The following is a 20,354-nucleotide window of genomic DNA, read 5'->3' as shown; positions in this document are numbered from 1 at the left end:
CCTAAACATCGGCATATTCGCTTTTGTCAAGGCAATTGATGCTGCAAATTCAATCACAATATCGAGAGCAAAAAATCCTACCAGCAACGAACTTATTCAACAGATTCATCAAGGAATTGAGCCAGTAATTGATCAACCTCCTGCTCAGAAAGCTCATGAACGCGACTCAGCAGTGATCTATCGCTTTCCGGCAGCATGGCGCGATGATGGTCTGATTCATAAGCAGTGTAGCCATCGAGAACATGGGCCAGTTGCTTGATCGTGGGATATTGAAAAAAGAGGCTGACTGGAATTGTTTTATGCAATGTTTCTTGGAGCCGCGAGGCAACTCGGGTTGCCAATAATGAATGGCCGCCTAACTCAAAAAAGTTAGCATCAATGCTGATTGCTGGTTGGGCAAATAGCTCACTCCAAATACCAGCAAGGATCTGCTCAAGCGGGGTCGATGGAGCTTCCATGGGGCTTAATCGGGTTGCAGGAAATGGCGCAGGCAAAGCAGCCCAATCAAGTTTATCATTGGCCGTAAGCGGCAATCGATCAAGCAGCACAAACGCTTGTGGCTGCATCGCGAGCGGCAATTTCTGACCAATATATGTTCGTAGCGAAGCCTCAGTCAGCAACTGACCCTTGGTTGGAACAACATACGCAACGATTTGAGGATTATCAGGCTGATCATTATAAATATTAACGACCGCCTCATGCACCTGAGCATGCTGCAGCACGCATGTACGAATCTCATTAAGCTCAATCCGCATTCCTCGAATTTTGACTTGGCGATCACTCCGACCGACAAACATTAATGAACCATCAGCCAAGTACCGTCCACGATCACCACTCCGATACATACGCATCCCTGGCTCAGCACTTAATGGGTTAGGCAAAAATACCTCAGCCGTCAGATCTGGCTTGGCAATATAGCCTAGCGCCAACCCAATTCCAGCAATATAGATATCGCCAATAACTCCGGTTGGCATCGGCTGCAACTCCCGATCAAGCACATAGACTGCCATCTGCTGAATTGCCCGACCGATTGGCGTTACCCGAGCTGAATCGTTGAACGGTGGCACGCTATAGAACGTCGCACAGATTGTTGTTTCCGTTGGACCATACCCATTAATGATCGTTAATCCAGGGATCAGCTGCCCAATTATCGCTAAATTCTGCTCAGGAATTGGTTCAACCCCAACTAAAAGTCGTTTGAGCTGGAGTCGATTCCGATTCGCCATCAGCCAAAGCGCTAAATCATGGAGCATAAATGGTGGAATATAGGCACTTTCAATGGCATATTTGGCCAACCAAGCAAAAAACTGGTCGGCATCAAGCCGCATAGTCTGATCGATTAAGTATAGCGTGCCGCCTTGGGTAAGCGCACTAAATATCTCATAGACTGAAACATCAAAGCTGAGGCTTGTCCATAAACTATGGCGACATCCCTGCGGAAGTGGACGCATCTGCTGCATGGCATCCAAAAGATTGATCACTGCCTCATGACTACAGGCTACTCCTTTTGGTTGCCCAGTAGAACCCGAGGTAAATAAGCCATAGGCACACGCCTGAGCAGCTACAATCGGGTAATCTGTTACTGCTCCATGGTCGCTATCAAGCCGAATAATTGCCGCCGATGTGTTCGGCAGCAACTGTTCAAGCTGCGATTCAACCAAGATTGCTTGGAGTTGAGCTTCGTTGATGATCAAGTTGAGGCGTTGTTGAGGATGGCTCGGATCAAGTGGAACATAGGCTGCGCCCAATTTCAGCACTGCCAGAATTCCAGCAATTGTTGCAATTGAGGGCTCACTCACAATCCCCACCTCCATCCCTGGCCCAACCCCAGCTTGGCGAAGCGCACCCGCTAGCATGTCAGCCCGCTGATTCAAGCGGCTATAGCTGATAGATTCATGGTCTGTGACAATTGCAAGGGCATTTGGTTGCTCGCGAACATAATTGGCAAACAAACCATGCAGGGTCGTTGTTGGAGTTGGAACAAGCGGACCACGGGCCTGCTCAAGGCATTGGGCAGTTTCAGCACGACTGAGCATGGCTAGCTGATTAATCCGCTGATCAGGATTCTGGGTAACAGACCGCAACAGTGCTTGAAAATGCCCAATCATGGTTTGAATCGTCGCTTGGGTAAACAGATCAGTGCTATATTCCCAGATCATCGTAATCGCTTTTTGCTCAGCACTATGGCCCGCCGCCCCATGTTGTTCAGCATATGGAATCACAATCACGTTCAGGTCGGCCTTCGCCGAACCGTTATTGCGTTCGAGAATCTCGCCATGAAGCATTGGCAGATCAAGCGTTGGTACTGGCGAATCGTGAAAGCTAAACATCACTTGAAACAGTGGATTGCGGCTCAAATCGCGCGGTAAACGTAACCGTTCAACCACCTTTTCAATCAAAACATCAAGGTGTTCATACTGCTCCAGCATTAACGAACGCGTGCGAAGCAAAAGTTCTCGGAAGCTAGGATTCCCCTGGAGATCAGTGCGGAGTACGACCGTATTAACAAACATCCCCAACAATGGCTCAAGCTCACGTTGCCGCCGATTGGCAATTCCTGATCCAAGCAGAATATCGGTTTGCTCGGTATAACGGTAGAGCAACGTGCTAAATGTTGTGAGCAAGGTCATAAATAAGGTTGTCCCGACCCGACGGCTTAATTCACGGGCAGCATTTGCCAACTCAGCCGGAATTGCAATCCGCTCAGCTGAACCACGCATACTTTGCACAGGTGGTCGTTGATAATCGGTCGGAAGTTCAAGCACAACTGGACGATGCGCCAATTGCGCCTCCCAATAGCGCAAATCACGTTCGAGCAAGCCAGCGTTTAATTGCTGACGCTGCCAAACTGCAAAATCAGCATATTGAATTGGCAACGCAGGCAACGATGGGGCTAATCCAGCAAGATAATCAGTATAGAGTGTCTTTATTTCAGCCAACAGTCGCGCAATCGACCAACCATCGTGGATAAAATGATGCTCAATCTGCAATAACATCCATTGATCGTCGGCTAACCGAAAAACACTCCAGCGCACCAAGGGCAGTTGGGTAAGATCAAAGGCCTCACACATTGCAACAGCAATTGCTTGCTCAGCCAAATGACTTGCTTGCTCCAACGGATACTGTCGCAAATCGATGCTAGGAATTGTTACAGCCCACGGCGCATGAATCTGCTGATATGGCTGACCAGCTTCAGTCGGAAAGGTCGTTCGCAGAATTTCATGCCGCCGTACAATCTCACTACACGCTTGCTCAAGGATTGGCACATGCAATTGCCCAGTAAAATGAATTGTCATCTGAAAATGATAGGCACGGCTTTCAGGATTAAGTTGGGTAAGAAACCAAACGCGTTCCTGCATCGTGCTCAAGGGAATCCGTTGCTGACGATCAGCCACGGGAATCGTTGCGACGTGCTGATGATCAGGGGTTGACCGCAGTTGCGCCGCCAACTGCTCGATTGTTGGATAGTTGAAAATTGTTGCGACCGACCAATCGCGCTGGAACTGATCACGCATTCGGGCCACAAGCTGCGTTGCCAACAACGAGTGCCCGCCTAAATCGAAAAAATCATCATCAATACTAATCTGATCGAAACCAAGAAGCTCCTGCCATTGTTGCAACAAGTGCATTTCCTGGGGCGTGCGTGGCGGCACAATGACTGACGATTGGTAGGCTGATGGTGCTGGAAGCGGCAAGCTAGCCCGATCAAGTTTGCCATTGGCAAGCAGTGGCAACCGTTCCAAGATCACAAATGCGCTTGGCAGCATATAACGCGGCAGTTGGGCTTTCAAAAGCGCTCTTAATTGCTCAATTGGAATTCTAGCCTCGGGCATTGGTACCACATAGGCCACCAATTGAAGCGTCTTAGTCTGATCGAGCTGGCCTACAACAACCGATTGGCGAATCTGAGGGTGGCGTTCGAGACCGGCCTGAATCTCGCCCAACTCAATCCGATACCCACGGAGCTTAATTTGCTGATCAATCCGATCGAGAAAAAGCAGCGCACCATTGGCAAGCAAGCGAACGCGATCGCCAGTTTTATAAAGCCGCGTCCCAGGTTGTGTACTAAATGGATCGGGCACAAAGCGCTCAGCCGAGCGATCTGGTTGCCGTTGATAGCCTCGGGCTAAGCCCATTCCACCAATATAGAGTTCGCCAGATCTACCAACTGCAACTGGCTGCATCTGGGCATCGAGCACCCATGTCGTAAGATTATCAATCGGGTAGCCAATTGGGATGGTTGGATATTCGGTCGTTTGGTTGCATTCAGCCCATGTTGCATCAATGGTGGCTTCGGTTGGCCCATACAAATTAATCATCCTAGCTGGCAAAACGCGACGTACTTGGGCCACAAGCTCACTATGCAGTGGTTCACCACCAATAAACAAGTAGCGTAAGCTCCGACAATTGGCCAGCTGTGGTTCAGTTTGGAGCATGCGCAACAACGAAGGAACCACCTGAAGCACCGAAATCTGATAGCGCTGAATCATTTCCACCAGATAGTGGGCATCGTGATGACCATCAGGCTTGGCTAGAATCAACTGACCGCCACACAATAATGGGGCATAACATTCCCAAACCGACGCATCGAAACTCAATGGAGTCTTTTGCAAGAACCGATCATGGCGATTAAAGCCAAAGGTTGTTTGCATCCATTGCATATGATTGACCAACGCTCGATGCGTGATCATCACTCCTTTAGGCTGACCGCTTGAGCCTGAGGTATAGATAACATACGCCAATTGATCAGGATCAACTCGTTGATTAGGGGCACTCGTTGGTTTTTGAGCAGCAATTGCCATTAATAATTCAAGCTGGATTTCCACAGGCCTTGAAGCAAGCGCTCCTTCCAATGGAGCTGTGGTGATTACGAGCGGTGCTTGTGAGTGTTCGATCATAAAGCGTTGACGCTCATACGGGTAGTGAGGGTCTATCGGTAAATAGGCTGCACCGGCTTTTAGAATGCCAAACACGATAATCAGCATGTCGATTGAGCGCTCAAGGCAGAGAGCAACGAGGTGATCGGGCTTAATCCCCTGCTCAAGCAGGGCGTGGGCAACTTGGTTAGCCCGCTGGTCTAATTGGGCATAGGTTAATTGCGTGTCAGCGTGGATAACCGCCACAGCATCAGCCCAATAGCGTGATTGTTGGGCAACCAGCTCATGGATGCACCAGGGTTGATCGTCATCCGGGCTTGTATCGGTTGGATTGCTCTGGGTCGCTCCTTGAATACGCATCTCACAACCTCCCATGCATTCATTTGCATTCATTGCGCTCGATATCGTTCATGCGCGTAATCGAGTTCGTCTAGCTGATCCGTACAACCCTGAAGACACTCCCATAATGCGTGCCCCAACACCTCAACATAAGGACTATGAAAAATTGAGAGGTGATCACCAGGGATTTCCCACACCTTAACTCCCGTTAAAGCCAATTGATCCCAACCAAGCGTAACTTCGTCGTCGCTATAACCTGGATGTTGTTTGGTGCGGAAGAGGTTGATTGTCCCAGGGTAGGGCTGGGCGCTATAGTTGCGTCGTGCGGCTAAATTTGTGCGAATCAGCTCACCTTTACGCTTAATTTCGGCAAGCGTAATGTTTGCCGACCAAAAACCACCACTCACTGCTTGTTGCATAATATAAGGAAGCTGCTGATCTGCCGGAAGTGCTTGAATGAAGTCCAAATCGAGATTAATTCCAAAATGGCGTAAGCGTGGCACCAATAAAGAAAGATCATCAATGGCAGCTGGTTCAATTGGTAATCGCCCAGCCAAGGGCGCTCCCGTATCAACAATCGCCAGCAACGCCACTGTTTCACCAGCACGATATAATTGCTGAGCCATTTCAAAGGCAACTGGCCCACCTAATGACCATCCAGCAATACAATATGGTCCACTAGGTTGAATCAGCCGCATATGCTCAATATAATAGGCCGCCATGGCCTCAATCGAGCGATCAGGGGCTTGGTTAATATCGCGACCGCGCGATTCAATCCCATAAAATGGTTGGTCGGGTGAGATATGTTTGGGCAATACTGTGTAGGCAAAGGCGCTGCCACTAAGTGCATGGACACAAAATAGTGCAGGAAACCCCTTACGCCCTGCTTGCATCAAAACCATCGGCGACCATCGCGGCGCATAGCCCTCCTGCCGAAGCAAGCCGACCATTTGCTCGATCGTGGGGGCATCAAAGAGGATGGTAATTGGCAAGCGTTTACCAAGCCGTTCTTCGATCCGTGCCATCAATGCAATCGCAAGCAACGAATGCCCACCAAGCTCAAAAAAATTCGCTTGTGCCCCAATCGGTTCAATGCCAAGCGTCTCTTCCCAGATTGTGCGTATTTGAAACTCAAGTGGGTCAAATGAGCGAGCAGCGGGTTGGCGAGCCTCACCAGCATGAACATTCGCCGTGGGATGCGGCAACGCCTGCCGATCGATCTTGCCATTTGGGCTAAGCGGAAATGCCTCCAGTAGCACAATTTCAGCTGGAACGAGATAGGGTGGACTATGCTTTGCAAGATAGCGCCGCAACGCACCAACATCGGCTTGAGCCGGCTGGATCAGCACAACATATGCAACAAGATATTCGCCCCGCAGCGGATGCTCGTGCCGCATAACAAGCGCCTCGCGAACCGCCGGATGCTGCTGTAAGCGCTGTGCAATTTCGGTTAATTCAACCCGAAAGCCGCGAATTTTTACCTGATGATCAGTACGCCCGAGAAATTCGATTGCCCCATTCTGGTTACGCCGACCCAGATCACCGCTGCAATACATCCGCGAGCCAGGGATATAATCAAAGGGGTTAGGCCGAAAACGCTCAGCCGTCAACCCTGGCTGGCCAGTATAGCCATTGCCAACTCCAGCCCCACTAATCCAAATTTGGCCAATACATCCATCGGGAACTGGCTGTAGACCATCGTTCAGAATTAAGAGTTGGCTATTGTAAATCGGCATGCCAATTGGTATTGGCTTTTCAGCCAGTTGTGCAAGCGCATCAATCTAATAACTCGCTGCAATATCAGTACACTCAGTTGGCCCATAGGTATTAATAATGGTTGCCTGATAATGGCTCGATTGCATCCACCCATGGAATCGACTCAGATTGATCGGTTCACCGCCTAAAAAGAGCCATCTGAGCGATTTTAGCTGCACGATCGCCTGATCAGGCGTTGTTTCAACCAGCGGATAAAAAGCGCTTGGCGTACAATTAATGACGGTTATTGCATGCTGATCAATCAGTGATGTTATCGTATGCGGATCATACTGGGGCGCATCGTACAAATAGAGAGTTCCCCCGCTGATCAACGGCGCAAAAACATTTTTTTGGGTCAGATCAAAACTCAACGATGTCACTAACAAAAACCGATCGTCAGACCCTAAATTAAATTCCGTAATATACCAATTGAGCAGATTCACAAAGTTACGATGGGTTACTTCTGTGCCCTTCGGAACTCCAGTCGATCCCGATGTATAGATACTGTACAGAACCATATCAGCCGTGATGAGCGGCAGTTTGACGCGTGGGGCACAGGCAATTGCCGTCCAATCGGTATCAAGCGCAACAATTGCGAGCTTAGGCTGTTGGGCTTGCAGCGCACTTGCCAATTGATCTTGTGTTACAAGCGCAACCAAACCAGCATTCGCGACCATATAAGCTTGACGTTCAGGTGGATAGCTCGGATCAATCGGCACATAGATTGCCCCAAGCCTCAGAATACCCATCATCCCAACCACCATCATTAGAGTTCGCTCAATGCACAAACCCACCCCTGTCCCTGGTTTCACGCCGAGGGCCGCAAGATAATAGGCTAGCTGATTCGCTTGATGATCTAAAGCTTGATAGGTAAGGCTGGCGTGACCCTGAACAACAGCTAGCGCATGCGGTGTTCGCGCCACCTGCTGTTCAAATAAGGTCAGTACACAGCTTTCGCTTGGGAAGTTGCTCGCGATGCCACGAGATTGTGCAATATATCGCGCATACTCAGCAGTGGTCAACAGCGGCAAACGCGCAATTGACAGATCTGGCGCACTTAAACCAGCAAGCAATAAGCTGTTTAAATGCCCGATCATGCGCTCAATCGTTGCAGCATCAAACAGATCAGTGTTGTATTCAATGCCTCCCGCCAAGCCATTCATGGTCTCAGTAAACACAAAGCTTAAATCAAATTTAGCCGTTCCACGCTCAAATTCAATCGGCACAATCTTGGTATCAACCAGTTGGAGCGTGGCCTCAGGGCTATTTTGGATGGTAACCAGTACTTGAAACACTGGTAAATGGCTTTGGCTACGATTCGGGCCGAGCTGCTGAAGTAAGCGCTCGAAGGGCAGCGCTTGGTGCGCATATGCCGCAAGTGCAACCTCGCGAACCCGTTGCAGAAGTACACGAAAAGAAGGTTGGCCAGCAAGCGAGGTTCTTAATACAAGGGTATTAGCCAAAAATCCTACAATCGATTCTAAAGCTGTGGTTAAACGCCCCGCTACGGGCGTACCAATCAGCATATCGGTTTGATTACTATACCGATATAGCAGCAGCTTAATCGTTGTCGCTAAGATCATAAAAAGGCTAGCTTGCTCCTGATGAGCAAATGCTTTGAGGGCTTTGGTTAGCTCCTCATTAATTGAAAAATATGCAGTTTTGCCTTGAAACGTTTGCTGTACCGTCGATCGGGCGTGTGCTATTGGAAGCTGGAGGACTGGTAATGGGCCAGCTAATTGCTTCGCCCAATAGGCTAATTGAGCTTCTTGAAAGGAGTAGCTTTTTTTAATGAAAGGGCAGTACCCGAGCCAGGATTATCATCAAACGCCACAGTTGCCGTAGGGTAAGCTTGATTAATAAACGCATTAAAATCTTGAAAGCGTTGTGACGTGATAATCGTCACTGCTGATTCAGGAAAAACCTCAAGAATTGATTCCATGGTATAGGAGAACGCTGGTCGTCCCGCTATATCAAACATAAATTTGCTATCTTCGTAAGCATATGATTTTTGAAGTCCAGCGCATAAGATAATTGCCTGGGTTGCATCCATTGATTTAATCTCCTCGTGTGCAAAACGTTGCGCATTGCTAGCGCTACCAGCGTATTCACAAAATCGTCTGGTATCACGAGCCGTTAAGCTTGAACGATACTCAAATAGGCTGCATCAGCAGCTTGTTTTAAAATAACCTGTGGCACTATTTCAAAGGCATCAGGGTGATTAAGCACAAAATCCACATCACAAGCTCGACCGAGGCTTAATAGCTTAATCGTACTCGGTGATTGGCTAATATGTTCATAGCTATTGGAACCAAACTCATCAATAAATGCTTGGGTTGCAGAATCGGTCGTTTCACCTGTTACTTGCAGAAAGTATTGAGCAATCACGGCACAGCCAACTTTATCCTCTGGACGAAACTCACCGCGTGTCCCTGCGCCAATGATCGCCCATTGGTTGCCAAGTTGGGCCATTTTGTTGGCAACTGCGCGGGCATTGATCGTCGTCCCAATCAGAATATGCGCTGCGCCCATAGATTCAGCAATCAAGCGTGTCCCGGTAGAGGTCGTAATCACCATAATCCGCCCAGTTAAATCAGTTTGCTCAAGATCATAGGGCGAATTGGTATAATCAAACCCTGCTACGATCACGGCATTTCTTTCACCAACCAAAATAGCATCATGCCGTTGCTTGAGGGCAAAGGCTTCATCAACAGTCACACAGGGGATAATCTCGGCGGCCCCACGGGCTAGGCCAACAGTAATCGTTGACGAAGCCCGTAATACATCAACCGTTACAATATTAAAGCCTTGATTAACATATCGTTGAGCACTGCTTGGATCAAAATCAATAACGACCATATGCAAAACTCCTATCTCTAACTCGTTGTTTATTTGAAGGCAAGCCAAGTACCGACATTTTTTGAGATCTGAAACTCACCCTTCGCATGCAACTGTGCCTCAACCAATTGCCGAGCCTTGGTCACCACCTGCTCAGCCAACGCTTGATTGGCACGATAAATCTGCTGATAGTAATCCATGCTGGTGTAATACTTCAAAACTGCCGCAACTTCGGTGAAATACAAGGCGGCATAGCGTGGGTAAAGCGTCACCTGAGAAAAGTAGGGGCGAATAAATTGTTCGCCATTTGCCGTGTTAAAGCGGGCCGACGGCAGCTTTTCAATTTGCCATTCGGAGGCATGAGCTTCAGCACATGCAGCATTATGCAAACGCAGTGATTCTTGGCCTGCATCGTCAGCAACGGTACTAATAACCGCCCAGCCTCCCTTTTGCGTTACCCGTGCCAACTCACTCACCGCTTGATGAATATCAGGAACATGATATAAAACGTGCAAACATGTCGTTCCCGCAAAATGGTGATCCTCCCACGCCAACTGCGTAATAGTTCCACCCACGACCTCGGCTTCAGGGCAGCGTTCGCGGGTAGCAGCAACCATGGCTTCAGAGGTATCCATGGCCACAAATCGCGCTTGCGGGTAGCGATCAATCAAGGTTCTGAGGTGAACACCAGTGCCACACCCAGCATCGAGTACCAATGTATCGGGCTTGAGCGCTGGAACCAGATCAGGGCCGAATGGGCCATCAACCGCTGCATTGTGTTTCCAAACATCATGGCGAGCATCCAAAGCCTTGATCGTCGTATAATTTTCCGTCCAATCCATATCTTTAGCTACCATCGTTGTGCTTAACTCCTCATGCTTAATTCGGCTACAGCGGCTTGTTTAAGGCCACTGCCAGTCAACGGAATAACAATATCGTCGGGCGCAAGCTCGGTTAATTGGCAAATTTGGGATAATCCAGCGACCGCAGCAGCACTGGTGGCCTCGACTAATAAACCTTGGTGGGCCAACATCGCTTGAGCAGCGAGAATTTCGTGTTCCTCTACCCGAATAGCCGCACCTGCTGATTCGTAGATCGCGCGGAGAATATCGCGGCCACGAACTGGTTGGGCAATCCGAATTCCTTCGGCCAAGGTTGTCTGTTCAACACAAGCCTGGGGAAACTCCTTTCTTTCCTCCCAAGCTCGCACAATTGGGTCACAGGCACGCGCCTGAACTGCATATAATCGCGGTAGGTGTGGAATCAGCTTGGCTTTTAGCAAGGCCTTAAATCCCTGCAATAAGCCAATTAAGAGGCCACCTTGACCGGCAACACAAACAATGGCAGCGGGTACTCGCCTCCCAAGTTGTTCCCACATCTCCCAAGCACAGGTCATTTGGCCCGCCAGAAAAAAAGGACTCCAAGCATGGCTGGCATAGGTTGTATGCTGAGCTTCCTTCCAACAGGCGGTGGTCGTCGCGCTCCGTAACCCTTCAACTTCAACTAAAGTGGCATTAAACCGTTGAATTTGCTGTTTTTTATAACTACTAGCATGGGCCGGCACAAAAATCCGTGCTTGGATACCGGCATGAGCCGCATAGGCCGAGATAGAAGCACCAGCATTGCCAGAAGAGTCGTCAATCACTTGCCGAACCTGATGACTCAAGATATGACTCATCATTACCGACACACCACGATCTTTATACGAACCAGTTGGATTAAGAAATTCAAGTTTCGCAAGAAAGCTATGCCGACCAACCTTGACCTTGGTCAGTGGAGTACAACCTTCGCCTAATGAGATAATGCTTGAGACGGCTGGTAAATTTATAACGCCACAGTGACCACGTGGTCTGATCAATCAGGCTAGGGTCAAAACTAGGCATAGTATCGATCCCTAAAGTGCCTCCACACTGTTGACAACGCCAACTTAAACAATTGGCGGCGGTATAGCACACTTGGCAAGATAGGGTGGGAGCCAAATCGCTCATCGTTTCTCCTTGGAGTCAAGCCTAGAACTCTTGAAAACTGCACGATTAGCCTGCTCACCAATTACCGATACTTGGATGCCAAAAAGGTATCTGCATGCAGCCCACGCCGAATCGTCTCAATTCGGGGAATTTCATCGAATGGAATATTCGCCATATGCACATTTGGCCCAAGGAGCTGAACCATTTGAATTTGGCTGTTACGGGTGGGAGCTTCAAAAATAAGTTTGTCAAGATCATAGGATTTAAGTAGTTGGGTTACCAGATCGGCGTTTTTTGCCTGATTTGTTTTGAAAACTGAATAGCCTTCGCCAGCCTCACGTGCTTCGAGAATAACTGCATCTGCGCCTGCACGAAATGCAGAATCAATATGCCCGATACGCTCAGGGACACTCAAACTATCATCCATTTCCTGATTTTTATAGCCAATCTCCACAAGCACCCGAAGGCCGCGATCAGTCGCTTGCTTGATCAGCGTAGGCAGCTCGTGATATTCAACCGCAAAGCCTGAAGCTAATTCAATATTGATCAATTCTTTTTCAACAATATAGTCGAGCAGTTGCTGGTAATAGCCCTCAGTCGCACAGATTTCGAAGAGAGTTCCGCCTAAACAAAGGGGAATATGATAGTGTTTGGCTAGCGCAATTTTAGCATCAAGCTCGTGTTGATCGAAAAGCGCCCAGGTAGTCCAGCCTAACTTAATCATGCCAATATAGGGTGCAAAACTTTTAATATAGGCCCCAAACATTAATAACGGCATGCCTTTATCAAGAATATAGTTCTTGCCCGTATGGGTTACTCCAATCTGTGTGGTAATAATCTGCGGAAATGTTGTCGGCATTGGAACAATCCTCTCAAGTTGATGTGGAAATATTGTCTAGTCGCTTTGTGTTTTCTCGTGGCCGCAACGATCAATGAGGCCATGGTAGATGAAACGCCCAACAAGCTCCTGCTTTTATGCACACACCAAATAGTATTCACTTGCCATGCATATTAATGGTATACATAGTAGCAAATTAGCAGTGGCTTAAGATATTAAATCCAGTTAGGAAATCAGGGGATGTAGATATAGAGGTATGTAGATTTCCAGTCCATCGATCATACTATTAAGGCAGACTATACAACAAGCCAATCCTTTTTGCAAGAGGTAATTACAACAACTTATTGCTAGGCAGAAAAATCATCTAATTATCGCACTGTAAAGCTTAATTATCGGTATTATAGATATCAAACAGCCAATAATTAATAACCCCAGCAACACAAAGCCAATGACAACTTTCGACGATGAACTTGGATTTCATATCAATAAACCGATTGTTGATTAAGCCTCAAGTGTAATGATTTTTCAGGGCCAGAACAATCAGCTTACTTGTATTAATTGATGACAATATAATACAGCCAACTAACACCACTAGCAGCGATTCGCTCGAATGCACCAAACCAAATCCTACGCAAGTTGTATAGCTAGGTTAGCGACCATTCGTTAAGTGAAATTGGACATAACAGCGATTGATCTTGCATTATTTAAGCTACACCTTTGGACTAGCACACCAAAACCTACATTATGCTATCCTCAAACCCTAAGTCGTTTAAAGTTGGGAGTTGCATTAATGAGAAGTTTTATATTGAAGCTGCTTGGAAAGAAAAATAACCCAAGCAGTCCTGTTCTGCCCAAACCAATTCCAATCCCGATGCCGCCAACTCCAGCAGTCCTCGGCAAATGGCCAGTAACTTCTAATGGTGTTTTGCCAACTGATCATCGCTTTCGTTGGGATGAAACGTGGCGCTGGATTAATAGCTTGCCCAAACCGCGCCAACATATGCTCATGCAGTTAGGTGTAGGCCTGATTTTCCCAAGCTTTATGTTGCGACATGTTGCCTATACCACTCATTGGTATGAATCTCCGATGGATTGGCTGATTTATGGGCGGGGGTTGTACGCTTTTTTTCAGCAGCCTGATCGTTTGCGCAGCTATCTGTATGGAGCCACTATCAGCCCAGTTGAGCGTACCCAACTTATCGAGTTACGTTCCAGCAAGCTGTTTATTGGCCAACAAGCTGCTTGGAAGTACATCGATTCGCTCGAATGCCCAATTACCCGTGAATTGTTAGCTGCAACTCTAAGCTATGCCCTGCCATTCCTGCGCGATGACCCAGATTATCAAACTCGCTATCCAACCAACCCGCTTGATCTTTACTTATTCGTGGTCGCAGCTAGCGATGTGTTGTGGCGCATCGACAAAATTCAGCAGATTATCGATGGCGAAGTCAATTCGCTTGAAGAGTTTGATTTTTTCTAAATTCTTAACCAACGCTTAAAACCACCTCGATAAACTCGAACAAGCGTGCTTTGACAAGAGCCTAAACCATCGGCTAAACTGCACCAACGAGCTACAACGAGGCAGATCATGGATGAGTTAGAGTTAATTCCACATGTGAGCAACAATCCACTTGCGCCCGATTTTACGACGGTGATGAAGCAACGCAGCGCCGTGGCTGATCAGATTTCGGCCCAACATAGCTTTATCGAATATCGCTTGCGTCAACGCCCCCAAACGATTCGCCGCCATAACACCGATTTGAAAATTTTTGCCGATTTTTTGGCCTCAATTGGCATTGTGATTCCGGTTGATGAACAAGAAGTGCCAATTCTGGCCACTGAGCCAAATGCTTGGGCCGAGATGAGCGTCGGCATCGTCACGACGTTTCGCACTTGGATGTTGAATGAAGGCTATGCGCTTGGCTCAATTAATATTCGGCTTGGCACGGTGCGCTTGTATTGTCGCTTGGCACATCAAGCTGGCGTGTTGAGCCTTGAGGCATGGAGCCGAATTCACACGGTTGAAGGCTATCGCCGCCGCGAAGGCGATGGCATCGATGCCCAACGTGAAGCGACCGAAACGCCCACCCGCCTCTCGACCAAAAAAGCCGCACCGCATATTTTGGATCAAAGCCAAATTCGCGAGCTTAAACGGGCCGCCCGCAATAATCCGATCAACCGAACACCTGAGGTTGGTTGGCGCGATTACCTGATCGTCTGTTTGTTGGTTGATTTGGGCATGCGTTGTGGCGAGGTGGTGGTGCTCAAGTGGGAGCATATCCAAGGCAAAATTTTGCTAGTAGATCGCCCAAAAGTTGATAAAGTGCAAAAACATCGCTTGATTGGCGATACAGCCAAGGCCTTGCGTGAATACCAAAAAGTTATTGCCCAACCGCTTGAGCTTAAAACACCGTTGTTGGCAGCCTTTGATCACAAGGGCAATCATGTTGGCTTTGGTATTTCCGAGCGGGCAATTCACAAACGGATTGTGCAGCTTGGCAAATTAATTGGCATCAACAATCTTGCGCCGCATGATTTGCGCCATTCGTGGGCCACCCGCGTTGCCCAAACCAATATTCCGGTGCAAGCCCTGCGCGATGCTGGCGGCTGGACCAACCTCAACACCCCCAATCGCTACATTGCCCAACAAGCGGTTGCCAATGATGGTGTAACGCTGCACAGCGATGATCGGCTGCTTGAGGATGATGACGAAGCCTAATTGCTACTTGCAGCTTTGCCTGTTTGCGTTATGATGAACAACAATTGAGTTTGGCTTGTGGAGTACCATGCAGCGTGGATAGCTTAATTCTGGCCTCGGCCTCACCCCGACGGCATGATTTGTTAAGTAGTTTGGGGCTGTCGTTTATAATTGAGGCTAATGATGGGGAAGAGCGCCAAGATCAAGTACCCTCAGCGATTGTGGAGTTGCTCCCAGCTTTCGATTTAGGCCTTGCCAATCACCCAACTTTATTAGCGTGGCGTAAAGCGCAAGCAGCCCGCGAAACAGGTAGTTCAGCAGCGATTTTGGCCGCTGATACGATTGTGGTGATTGATTCGTTGATCTTGGGCAAGCCACGTGATCCGGCTCATGCCTATGAATTGCTGCGCCGCCTCGCCGGACGTTGGCATACTGTTTATACCGGAGTTGTGGTGCTGCCCGCCGCCTCAGACCAACCGTTATGCGAGTTGGCTGCTGCCCAAGTGCGTTTAAGTCCGCTCAGCGATGCTGAAATTTGGGACTACATTGCAACTGGCGAGCCAATGGATAAAGCCGGAGCCTATGGCGTACAAGGCATCGGCGGACGCTTGGTCGAAGAGGTTCAAGGCAGTTTTACAACCGTTGTTGGGCTACCGCTTCCAACGACTGCTAGCTTATTGACCCAAGCAGGAATCTATGTTCCCTACTCGGTCGAGCAAGCTTGGCAGCGCTGGCGTGCTACATTAGCAAAGGAACCACTATGTATGCAACAGTCAAAGTGCTGATGGTCGATGATCACCCATTGTTTCGGCAAGGGGTTCGTTGGGCGCTTTCGAGCGAACGCGATATCAAGATCATTGGAGAAGGTTCTAGTGCCGAAGAAGGCTTAGTCTTAATTTCTGAGCATGAGCCAGATGTAGTCCTCACCGATTTGAATTTACCCAACATGGATGGCTTGGAGTTTACTCGCACAATTCGCCGCCAATATCCCAACATCGGCGTGGTGATGTTGAGCGTTTACGAAAGCGATGAGCATGCCTTCAACGCCTTACGCGCTGGAGCCGCCGCCTATTATTCCAAGGAAATTAGCCCCAAAACCTTGGCAACTGTCTTGCGGCGCGTCGCTCGTGGCGAATATGTGATCAACGATGTAATGTTTGAAGATCCACGGGTCGCTGATCGGATTTTGACCCAGTTTCGTGGTTTGCAAACTGGCATCGTAGCCGAGCCAGACCTCGATATTAGTTTGTTCTCGCCGTTGAGCGACCGTGAAATTGAGGTGCTAGAGCATATTGCCAGCGGTGCAACCAACAAAGATATCGCCGATGCGCTCAAAATTAGCACCCAAACCGTCAAAAACCATATTTCATCGATTTTGCGCAAGCTTTCGCTGAATGATCGAACCCAAGCGGTGCTATACGCCCTGCGTCGTGGCTGGATCGAAACGCCAGCAACCTTGCTTGAAAGTATCGAACGTCGCGGAGCACAGGCAGCACTGAATTTTAATAATGATGATGATAACGACGACGAATGAAACGTGTAACAGTCATTCTTAATCCAAATGCCGGCAATGCCCACCAACGCCGCGCCATCGCCCAAGGCATCACTGAATGGCGCAGCAACCAAGGCTGGCAAGTGCGGTTACGCGAAACTCGCAAGGCTGGCGATGCTACCAGTTTTGCCCGCGAAGAAGCCAAACGCAACGATTTAATTGTGGCGGCTGGCGGCGATGGCACGATCAACGAGGTCATGAATGGCCTCGTTGGCACTGATACCGCGCTGGGAGCCTTGCCAGTTGGCACAGGCAATGTGTGGGTTCGCGAACTACAACAATCGCTCAATCCATTGCATGCAGCTCGCCAATTGGCTGATGGCCATGTTGAGTTGGTTGATGTTGGCCAAGCTAATGAGCGCTATTTTTTGCTGATGGCAGGCGTTGGCTTAGATGCAGCAATTACCCGCGAAGTCCATTCGGCTGATAAAAAACGCTTAGGCCGCTTGGCCTATGTGATCAAAAGCTTGCCTGTGCTTTGGCGCTTGCGAGGCACGCGCACCCGCATTAGCCTTGATGGCCAGCCGCTCAAGGGCAATGCCCTGTTTGTGTTAATTAGCAACTCACGGCTGTATGGTGGTGTGTTGAATATTGCCTATCGGGCAGCCATGCGCGATGGTATGCTCGATGTTTGTACCATGATGGGCGATAGTGCCCTTGATGCCCCTAAATTGCTAGCTGGAATTTTGTTCCGTGGCTATGGCGTGATCCAAGGCTTAGAGTATGTGCAAGCTCGTGAGATCGAGATTGCCTGCTCCAAGCCTTTGCCAATTCAAGTCGATGGCGATGCGATTGGCACAACACCCATGACCTTTCGGGTGGTTCCGCAAACGCTGCGCGTACTCTTACCGCGTACCACTGAAATCAACTAACCCTATAGCCAGATTGAGGTTCTGTGTGAGACGTTCGTTCTATTTGTTGATCCTACTGTGTTTGTTAGCCGCCTGTAGCGAAGCAGGCTCAGCCCTGCCAACCATGCAGCCACTCCCCACGAATCAAGCCCAACCAGCGGTCGATGAAACCCAAGCCACCCAAATTGTGGTCGAAAATCAAAGCAATGTGCCAGGCAAATTGCTGTTCGTGCGGGTCGAAAACGGCTCGGGTGATATTTGGGTTCACGAAGGCACTGAGGCTCGACGCATCACCACATCGCACAAAAAATACCAGCCCAGTTGGTCGCCCGATGGGAGCAAAATCGCCTATATTCAGCGCGAAGAGAGTTTCGCCGATATTTGGGTGATGAATGCCAATGGCTCCAACAAACAGCAGGTCACGAATAACGAACCAACCAATATCGCTGCCCGCTCGGAAGATCATATTCAAACCCTGCGTTGGGCGTTTTATCCGCGTTGGTCGCCTGATGGGCAGTTTCTCAGTTATGTTTCGCAAGCCCAAACACCACGCGATGTTGGCGGCGGCTACCAAGAATATCCGCTTTCGCTATACATCTATGGCACTCGCCGCATCGGCACAGGCCAATTTCCTGAGGCTAGTTTCCAACGCTTTGTCCAAGCAGATACCGATTTGAGCCACCCAACCTGGTCTGATGATGGCACGATGATTGTCTATAGCCAAGCCGAACGCTGCTTTGGCTGCGAGGCTGCTGAGATCCAGCTGGGCTACGCGGTGCTTGATCTACCTGGTGGCAACGATGAGTATGGGGTGCTGCAAGGGCCAAGCGAAGATACCTTTAAAGGTGCGATTGATCCGTCCTTCTCGCCTGATGGCAAATGGCTGACCTTCACCAAAAGCGAAAATGGCTATAGTGATGTGTTTATCGTGCCCGCCCCCGATACCAACGGCAAAGTACGCAGTGCTCCCATTAAGCTCACCAGCACCGGACGTTCGCGCCAAGCCACATGGTCGCCTGATGGCACAAAACTAGCCTTTTTCACGATTAGCGATCAAGTCACGCTCTCGATTGCCGATCTCACGATTGAGGGCAGCACGCCCAGCCTCAGCCAACCAGTCGATATTCGGCGCGACTTGTTTGATGTCGATTCAGGGATGTCGTGGGCCAAATAAGGCCCACCCCACCAAGGAGCAACGAAGCCCATGGATTTTGCAATTCCCAGTCATATTGCGGCAATGCGCGAACAAATTAGCCAATTTTTGCGCGAAAAGGTCTATCCCAACGAGCAAGCATGGTTCGATTACGACGAAAAAGCCTATCCTGCTTGCTCCGAGGATCACCCTGAGATCAAGCAGTTACAAGCTGAAGTTAAGGAATTGGGTTTGTGGGCGGGCCATTTGCCACGCGAGGCTGGCGGCATGGGCCTCTCAATTATGGAATATGGGCTGCTCAACGAAATTATTGGGCGCTCGTATTTTGCCCCGCGCATTTTTGGCTCGAATGCGCCTGATAGTGGCAATGCCGAAATTCTCTGGCACTACGGCACAGCGGCTCAGCACGAGCACTTTTTTTGGCCCTTGCAACAAGGCGCTGTACGCTCATTTTTCAGCATGACCGAGCCAGATGTCAGCGGAGCCGACCCAACCTTGCTCCAGACAACTGCCGAATTAGTTGATGATCAGTGGGTGATCAACGGGCGCAAGTGGTATAGCACTAATGCCAATGGCGCAGGCTTTGGCATCGTTATGGCCATGACCGACCCTGATGCTCCGACCCATTTGCGCTATAGCCAAATTATTGTGCCAGCCGAAACCCCTGGCTTAACCCTAGTGCGGCCAATTTCGGTGATGGGCCATACCACAGGCGGCGGCCACTGGGAAATTGAATATACCGATGTACACGTGCCCGCCGAAAATCTGCTTGGCAAGCGTGGACAAGGCTTTGCTATCGCCCAAACTCGACTTGGCCCAGGCCGCATTCACCATTGTATGCGCTGGCTTGGGCAGGCTCAACGAGCGTTCGATTTAATGTGCGAGTATAGCACCAAGCGCGTGGCATTTGGCGGGCCGTTGGCCGATAAGCAAGTGGTGCAACATTGGATCGCCGAAAGTGCTGCTGAAATTCAAGCTGCTCGCTTGAGTGTGTTGCATGCTGCTTGGCAAATTGATCAAGCTGGAGCTAAATCAGCTCGCATCGATATCTCATTAATTAAATTTAGCGTTGCCGCCATGCTGATGAACGTGCTTGATCGGGCAATTCAAGTTCATGGCGGTTTGGGCGTTTCTGATGATACGCCGCTGGCCTTTATGTGGCGGCAAGGGCGGGCATCACGCATTTACGATGGGCCAGATGAAGTGCATAAAATGGTCGTAGCCCGTGAAATCTTGAAGCGTTACGGTTATCCTGAGCGCAAAGTCTAGTTTGCGTGTAGTGTCCCGAGGTACAACCCATGGATACGATTCAAGTTCGGCCTGATGAACAGTTGAATGAATCAGCTTTAGCCGATTATTTATACGATAAGTTGCCTGGTGCTAGCCAGCCCTTGACTGTACGCCAGTTTGGTGGTGGCGCTGCCAACTTGACCTATCTGCTTGATTATGGTCATTATGAATATGTGCTGCGTCGCCCGCCACTTGG

At 49.2% G+C, this 20,354-nt stretch carries 16 protein-coding genes; 8 read left to right on the top strand and 8 right to left on the bottom strand.

Going from position 1 to position 20,354, the window contains the following annotated elements; translation table 11 throughout:
- Positions 1–92: 92 nt before the first annotated feature.
- The 8 genes from DEF47_RS15895 to DEF47_RS15860 form a co-directional block, all read right to left on the bottom strand.
- The gene (locus tag DEF47_RS15895) at positions 93–5,237 is read right to left on the bottom strand and encodes a non-ribosomal peptide synthetase (RefSeq protein WP_012189123.1); all 5,145 of its coding nucleotides are present in this window, start codon (positions 5,235–5,237) and stop codon (positions 93–95) included.
- A 29-nt stretch (positions 5,238–5,266) separates the two neighbouring features.
- The gene (locus DEF47_RS25200) at positions 5,267–6,952 is read right to left on the bottom strand and encodes a thioesterase domain-containing protein (RefSeq protein WP_012189122.1); all 1,686 of its coding nucleotides are present in this window, start codon (positions 6,950–6,952) and stop codon (positions 5,267–5,269) included.
- A gap of 45 nt (positions 6,953–6,997) precedes the next feature.
- On the bottom strand, positions 6,998–8,764 hold the full coding sequence (locus DEF47_RS15885; protein ID WP_353845075.1) for a non-ribosomal peptide synthetase: 1,767 nt from the start codon (positions 8,762–8,764) through the stop codon (positions 6,998–7,000).
- Positions 8,728–9,024, bottom strand: coding sequence for a glycosyltransferase family protein (locus tag DEF47_RS15880; RefSeq protein WP_012189120.1), 297 nt, complete (start codon positions 9,022–9,024; stop codon positions 8,728–8,730). Before DEF47_RS15880 ends, DEF47_RS15885 begins: the two co-directional genes overlap by 37 nt.
- Before the next feature lie 83 nt (positions 9,025–9,107).
- Positions 9,108–9,830: a 2-phosphosulfolactate phosphatase gene (locus DEF47_RS15875; RefSeq protein ID WP_012189119.1), complete on the bottom strand. Its 723-nt coding sequence runs from the start codon at positions 9,828–9,830 to the stop codon at positions 9,108–9,110.
- A gap of 29 nt (positions 9,831–9,859) precedes the next feature.
- Positions 9,860–10,666 (bottom strand): methyltransferase domain-containing protein, encoded by an 807-nt coding sequence (locus tag DEF47_RS15870; protein WP_012189118.1) that lies wholly within the window; start codon positions 10,664–10,666, stop codon positions 9,860–9,862.
- Between the two features lie 8 nt (positions 10,667–10,674).
- Positions 10,675–11,667, bottom strand: coding sequence for a pyridoxal-phosphate dependent enzyme (locus tag DEF47_RS15865; protein ID WP_012189117.1), 993 nt, complete (start codon positions 11,665–11,667; stop codon positions 10,675–10,677).
- Between the two features lie 191 nt (positions 11,668–11,858).
- Positions 11,859–12,635, bottom strand: a complete 777-nt coding sequence (locus DEF47_RS15860) for a phosphosulfolactate synthase (protein ID WP_012189116.1) — start codon at positions 12,633–12,635, stop codon at positions 11,859–11,861.
- Positions 12,636–13,404: 769 nt separating this feature from the next.
- Between DEF47_RS15860 and DEF47_RS15855 the strand changes: the two genes are divergently transcribed.
- The 8 genes from DEF47_RS15855 to DEF47_RS15820 form a co-directional block, all read left to right on the top strand.
- Positions 13,405–14,094 carry a hypothetical protein gene (locus tag DEF47_RS15855; protein ID WP_012189115.1) on the top strand — a complete coding sequence of 230 codons (690 nt, stop codon included), beginning with the start codon at positions 13,405–13,407 and terminating at the stop codon, positions 14,092–14,094.
- A gap of 108 nt (positions 14,095–14,202) precedes the next feature.
- The gene (locus DEF47_RS15850; RefSeq protein WP_012189114.1) at positions 14,203–15,333 is read left to right on the top strand and encodes a tyrosine-type recombinase/integrase; all 1,131 of its coding nucleotides are present in this window, start codon (positions 14,203–14,205) and stop codon (positions 15,331–15,333) included.
- A gap of 74 nt (positions 15,334–15,407) precedes the next feature.
- Positions 15,408–16,097 (top strand): Maf family protein, encoded by a 690-nt coding sequence (locus DEF47_RS15845; RefSeq protein ID WP_012189113.1) that lies wholly within the window; start codon positions 15,408–15,410, stop codon positions 16,095–16,097.
- On the top strand, positions 16,073–16,846 hold the full coding sequence (locus tag DEF47_RS15840) for a response regulator (protein ID WP_012189112.1): 774 nt from the start codon (positions 16,073–16,075) through the stop codon (positions 16,844–16,846). The genes DEF47_RS15845 and DEF47_RS15840 overlap by 25 nt, the downstream gene beginning before the upstream one ends.
- Positions 16,843–17,736: a diacylglycerol/lipid kinase family protein gene (locus tag DEF47_RS15835; protein WP_012189111.1), complete on the top strand. Its 894-nt coding sequence runs from the start codon at positions 16,843–16,845 to the stop codon at positions 17,734–17,736. Before DEF47_RS15840 ends, DEF47_RS15835 begins: the two co-directional genes overlap by 4 nt.
- A gap of 25 nt (positions 17,737–17,761) precedes the next feature.
- A complete protein-coding gene (locus tag DEF47_RS15830) occupies positions 17,762–18,889 on the top strand; it encodes a TolB family protein (RefSeq protein WP_012189110.1) in 1,128 nt (375 codons plus the stop codon).
- Between the two features lie 30 nt (positions 18,890–18,919).
- Positions 18,920–20,137, top strand: a complete 1,218-nt coding sequence (locus DEF47_RS15825; RefSeq protein WP_012189109.1) for an acyl-CoA dehydrogenase family protein — start codon at positions 18,920–18,922, stop codon at positions 20,135–20,137.
- 29 nt (positions 20,138–20,166) lie between these two features.
- Positions 20,167–20,354 (top strand): phosphotransferase family protein (locus tag DEF47_RS15820; RefSeq protein WP_502697255.1); only part of this gene is annotated, 188 nt, incomplete at its 3' end.

This window comes from Herpetosiphon sp. (genome assembly GCF_003512625.1).
Lineage (GTDB): Bacteria > Chloroflexota > Chloroflexia > Chloroflexales > Herpetosiphonaceae > Herpetosiphon > Herpetosiphon aurantiacus.
This window is presented reverse-complemented; position numbering and strand designations above follow the sequence as displayed.

Excerpts from the sequence above, each read along its gene's own strand:
- DEF47_RS15895 (WP_012189123.1), bottom strand. The coding sequence starts at position 5,237 with ATGCGTATTCAAGGAGCGACCCAGAGCAATCCAACCGATACAAGCCCG.
- DEF47_RS25200 (WP_012189122.1), bottom strand. The coding sequence starts at position 6,952 with ATGCCGATTTACAATAGCCAACTCTTAATTCTGAACGATGGTCTACAG.
- DEF47_RS15880 (WP_012189120.1), bottom strand. The coding sequence starts at position 9,024 with ATGGATGCAACCCAGGCAATTATCTTATGCGCTGGACTTCAAAAATCA.
- DEF47_RS15875 (WP_012189119.1), bottom strand. The coding sequence starts at position 9,830 with ATGGTCGTTATTGATTTTGATCCAAGCAGTGCTCAACGATATGTTAAT.
- DEF47_RS15870 (WP_012189118.1), bottom strand. The coding sequence starts at position 10,666 with ATGGTAGCTAAAGATATGGATTGGACGGAAAATTATACGACGATCAAG.
- DEF47_RS15860 (WP_012189116.1), bottom strand. The coding sequence starts at position 12,635 with ATGCCGACAACATTTCCGCAGATTATTACCACACAGATTGGAGTAACC.
- DEF47_RS15855 (WP_012189115.1), top strand. The coding sequence starts at position 13,405 with ATGAGAAGTTTTATATTGAAGCTGCTTGGAAAGAAAAATAACCCAAGC.
- DEF47_RS15850 (WP_012189114.1), top strand. The coding sequence starts at position 14,203 with ATGGATGAGTTAGAGTTAATTCCACATGTGAGCAACAATCCACTTGCG.
- DEF47_RS15840 (WP_012189112.1), top strand. The coding sequence starts at position 16,073 with ATGTATGCAACAGTCAAAGTGCTGATGGTCGATGATCACCCATTGTTT.
- DEF47_RS15835 (WP_012189111.1), top strand. The coding sequence starts at position 16,843 with ATGAAACGTGTAACAGTCATTCTTAATCCAAATGCCGGCAATGCCCAC.
- DEF47_RS15825 (WP_012189109.1), top strand. The coding sequence starts at position 18,920 with ATGGATTTTGCAATTCCCAGTCATATTGCGGCAATGCGCGAACAAATT.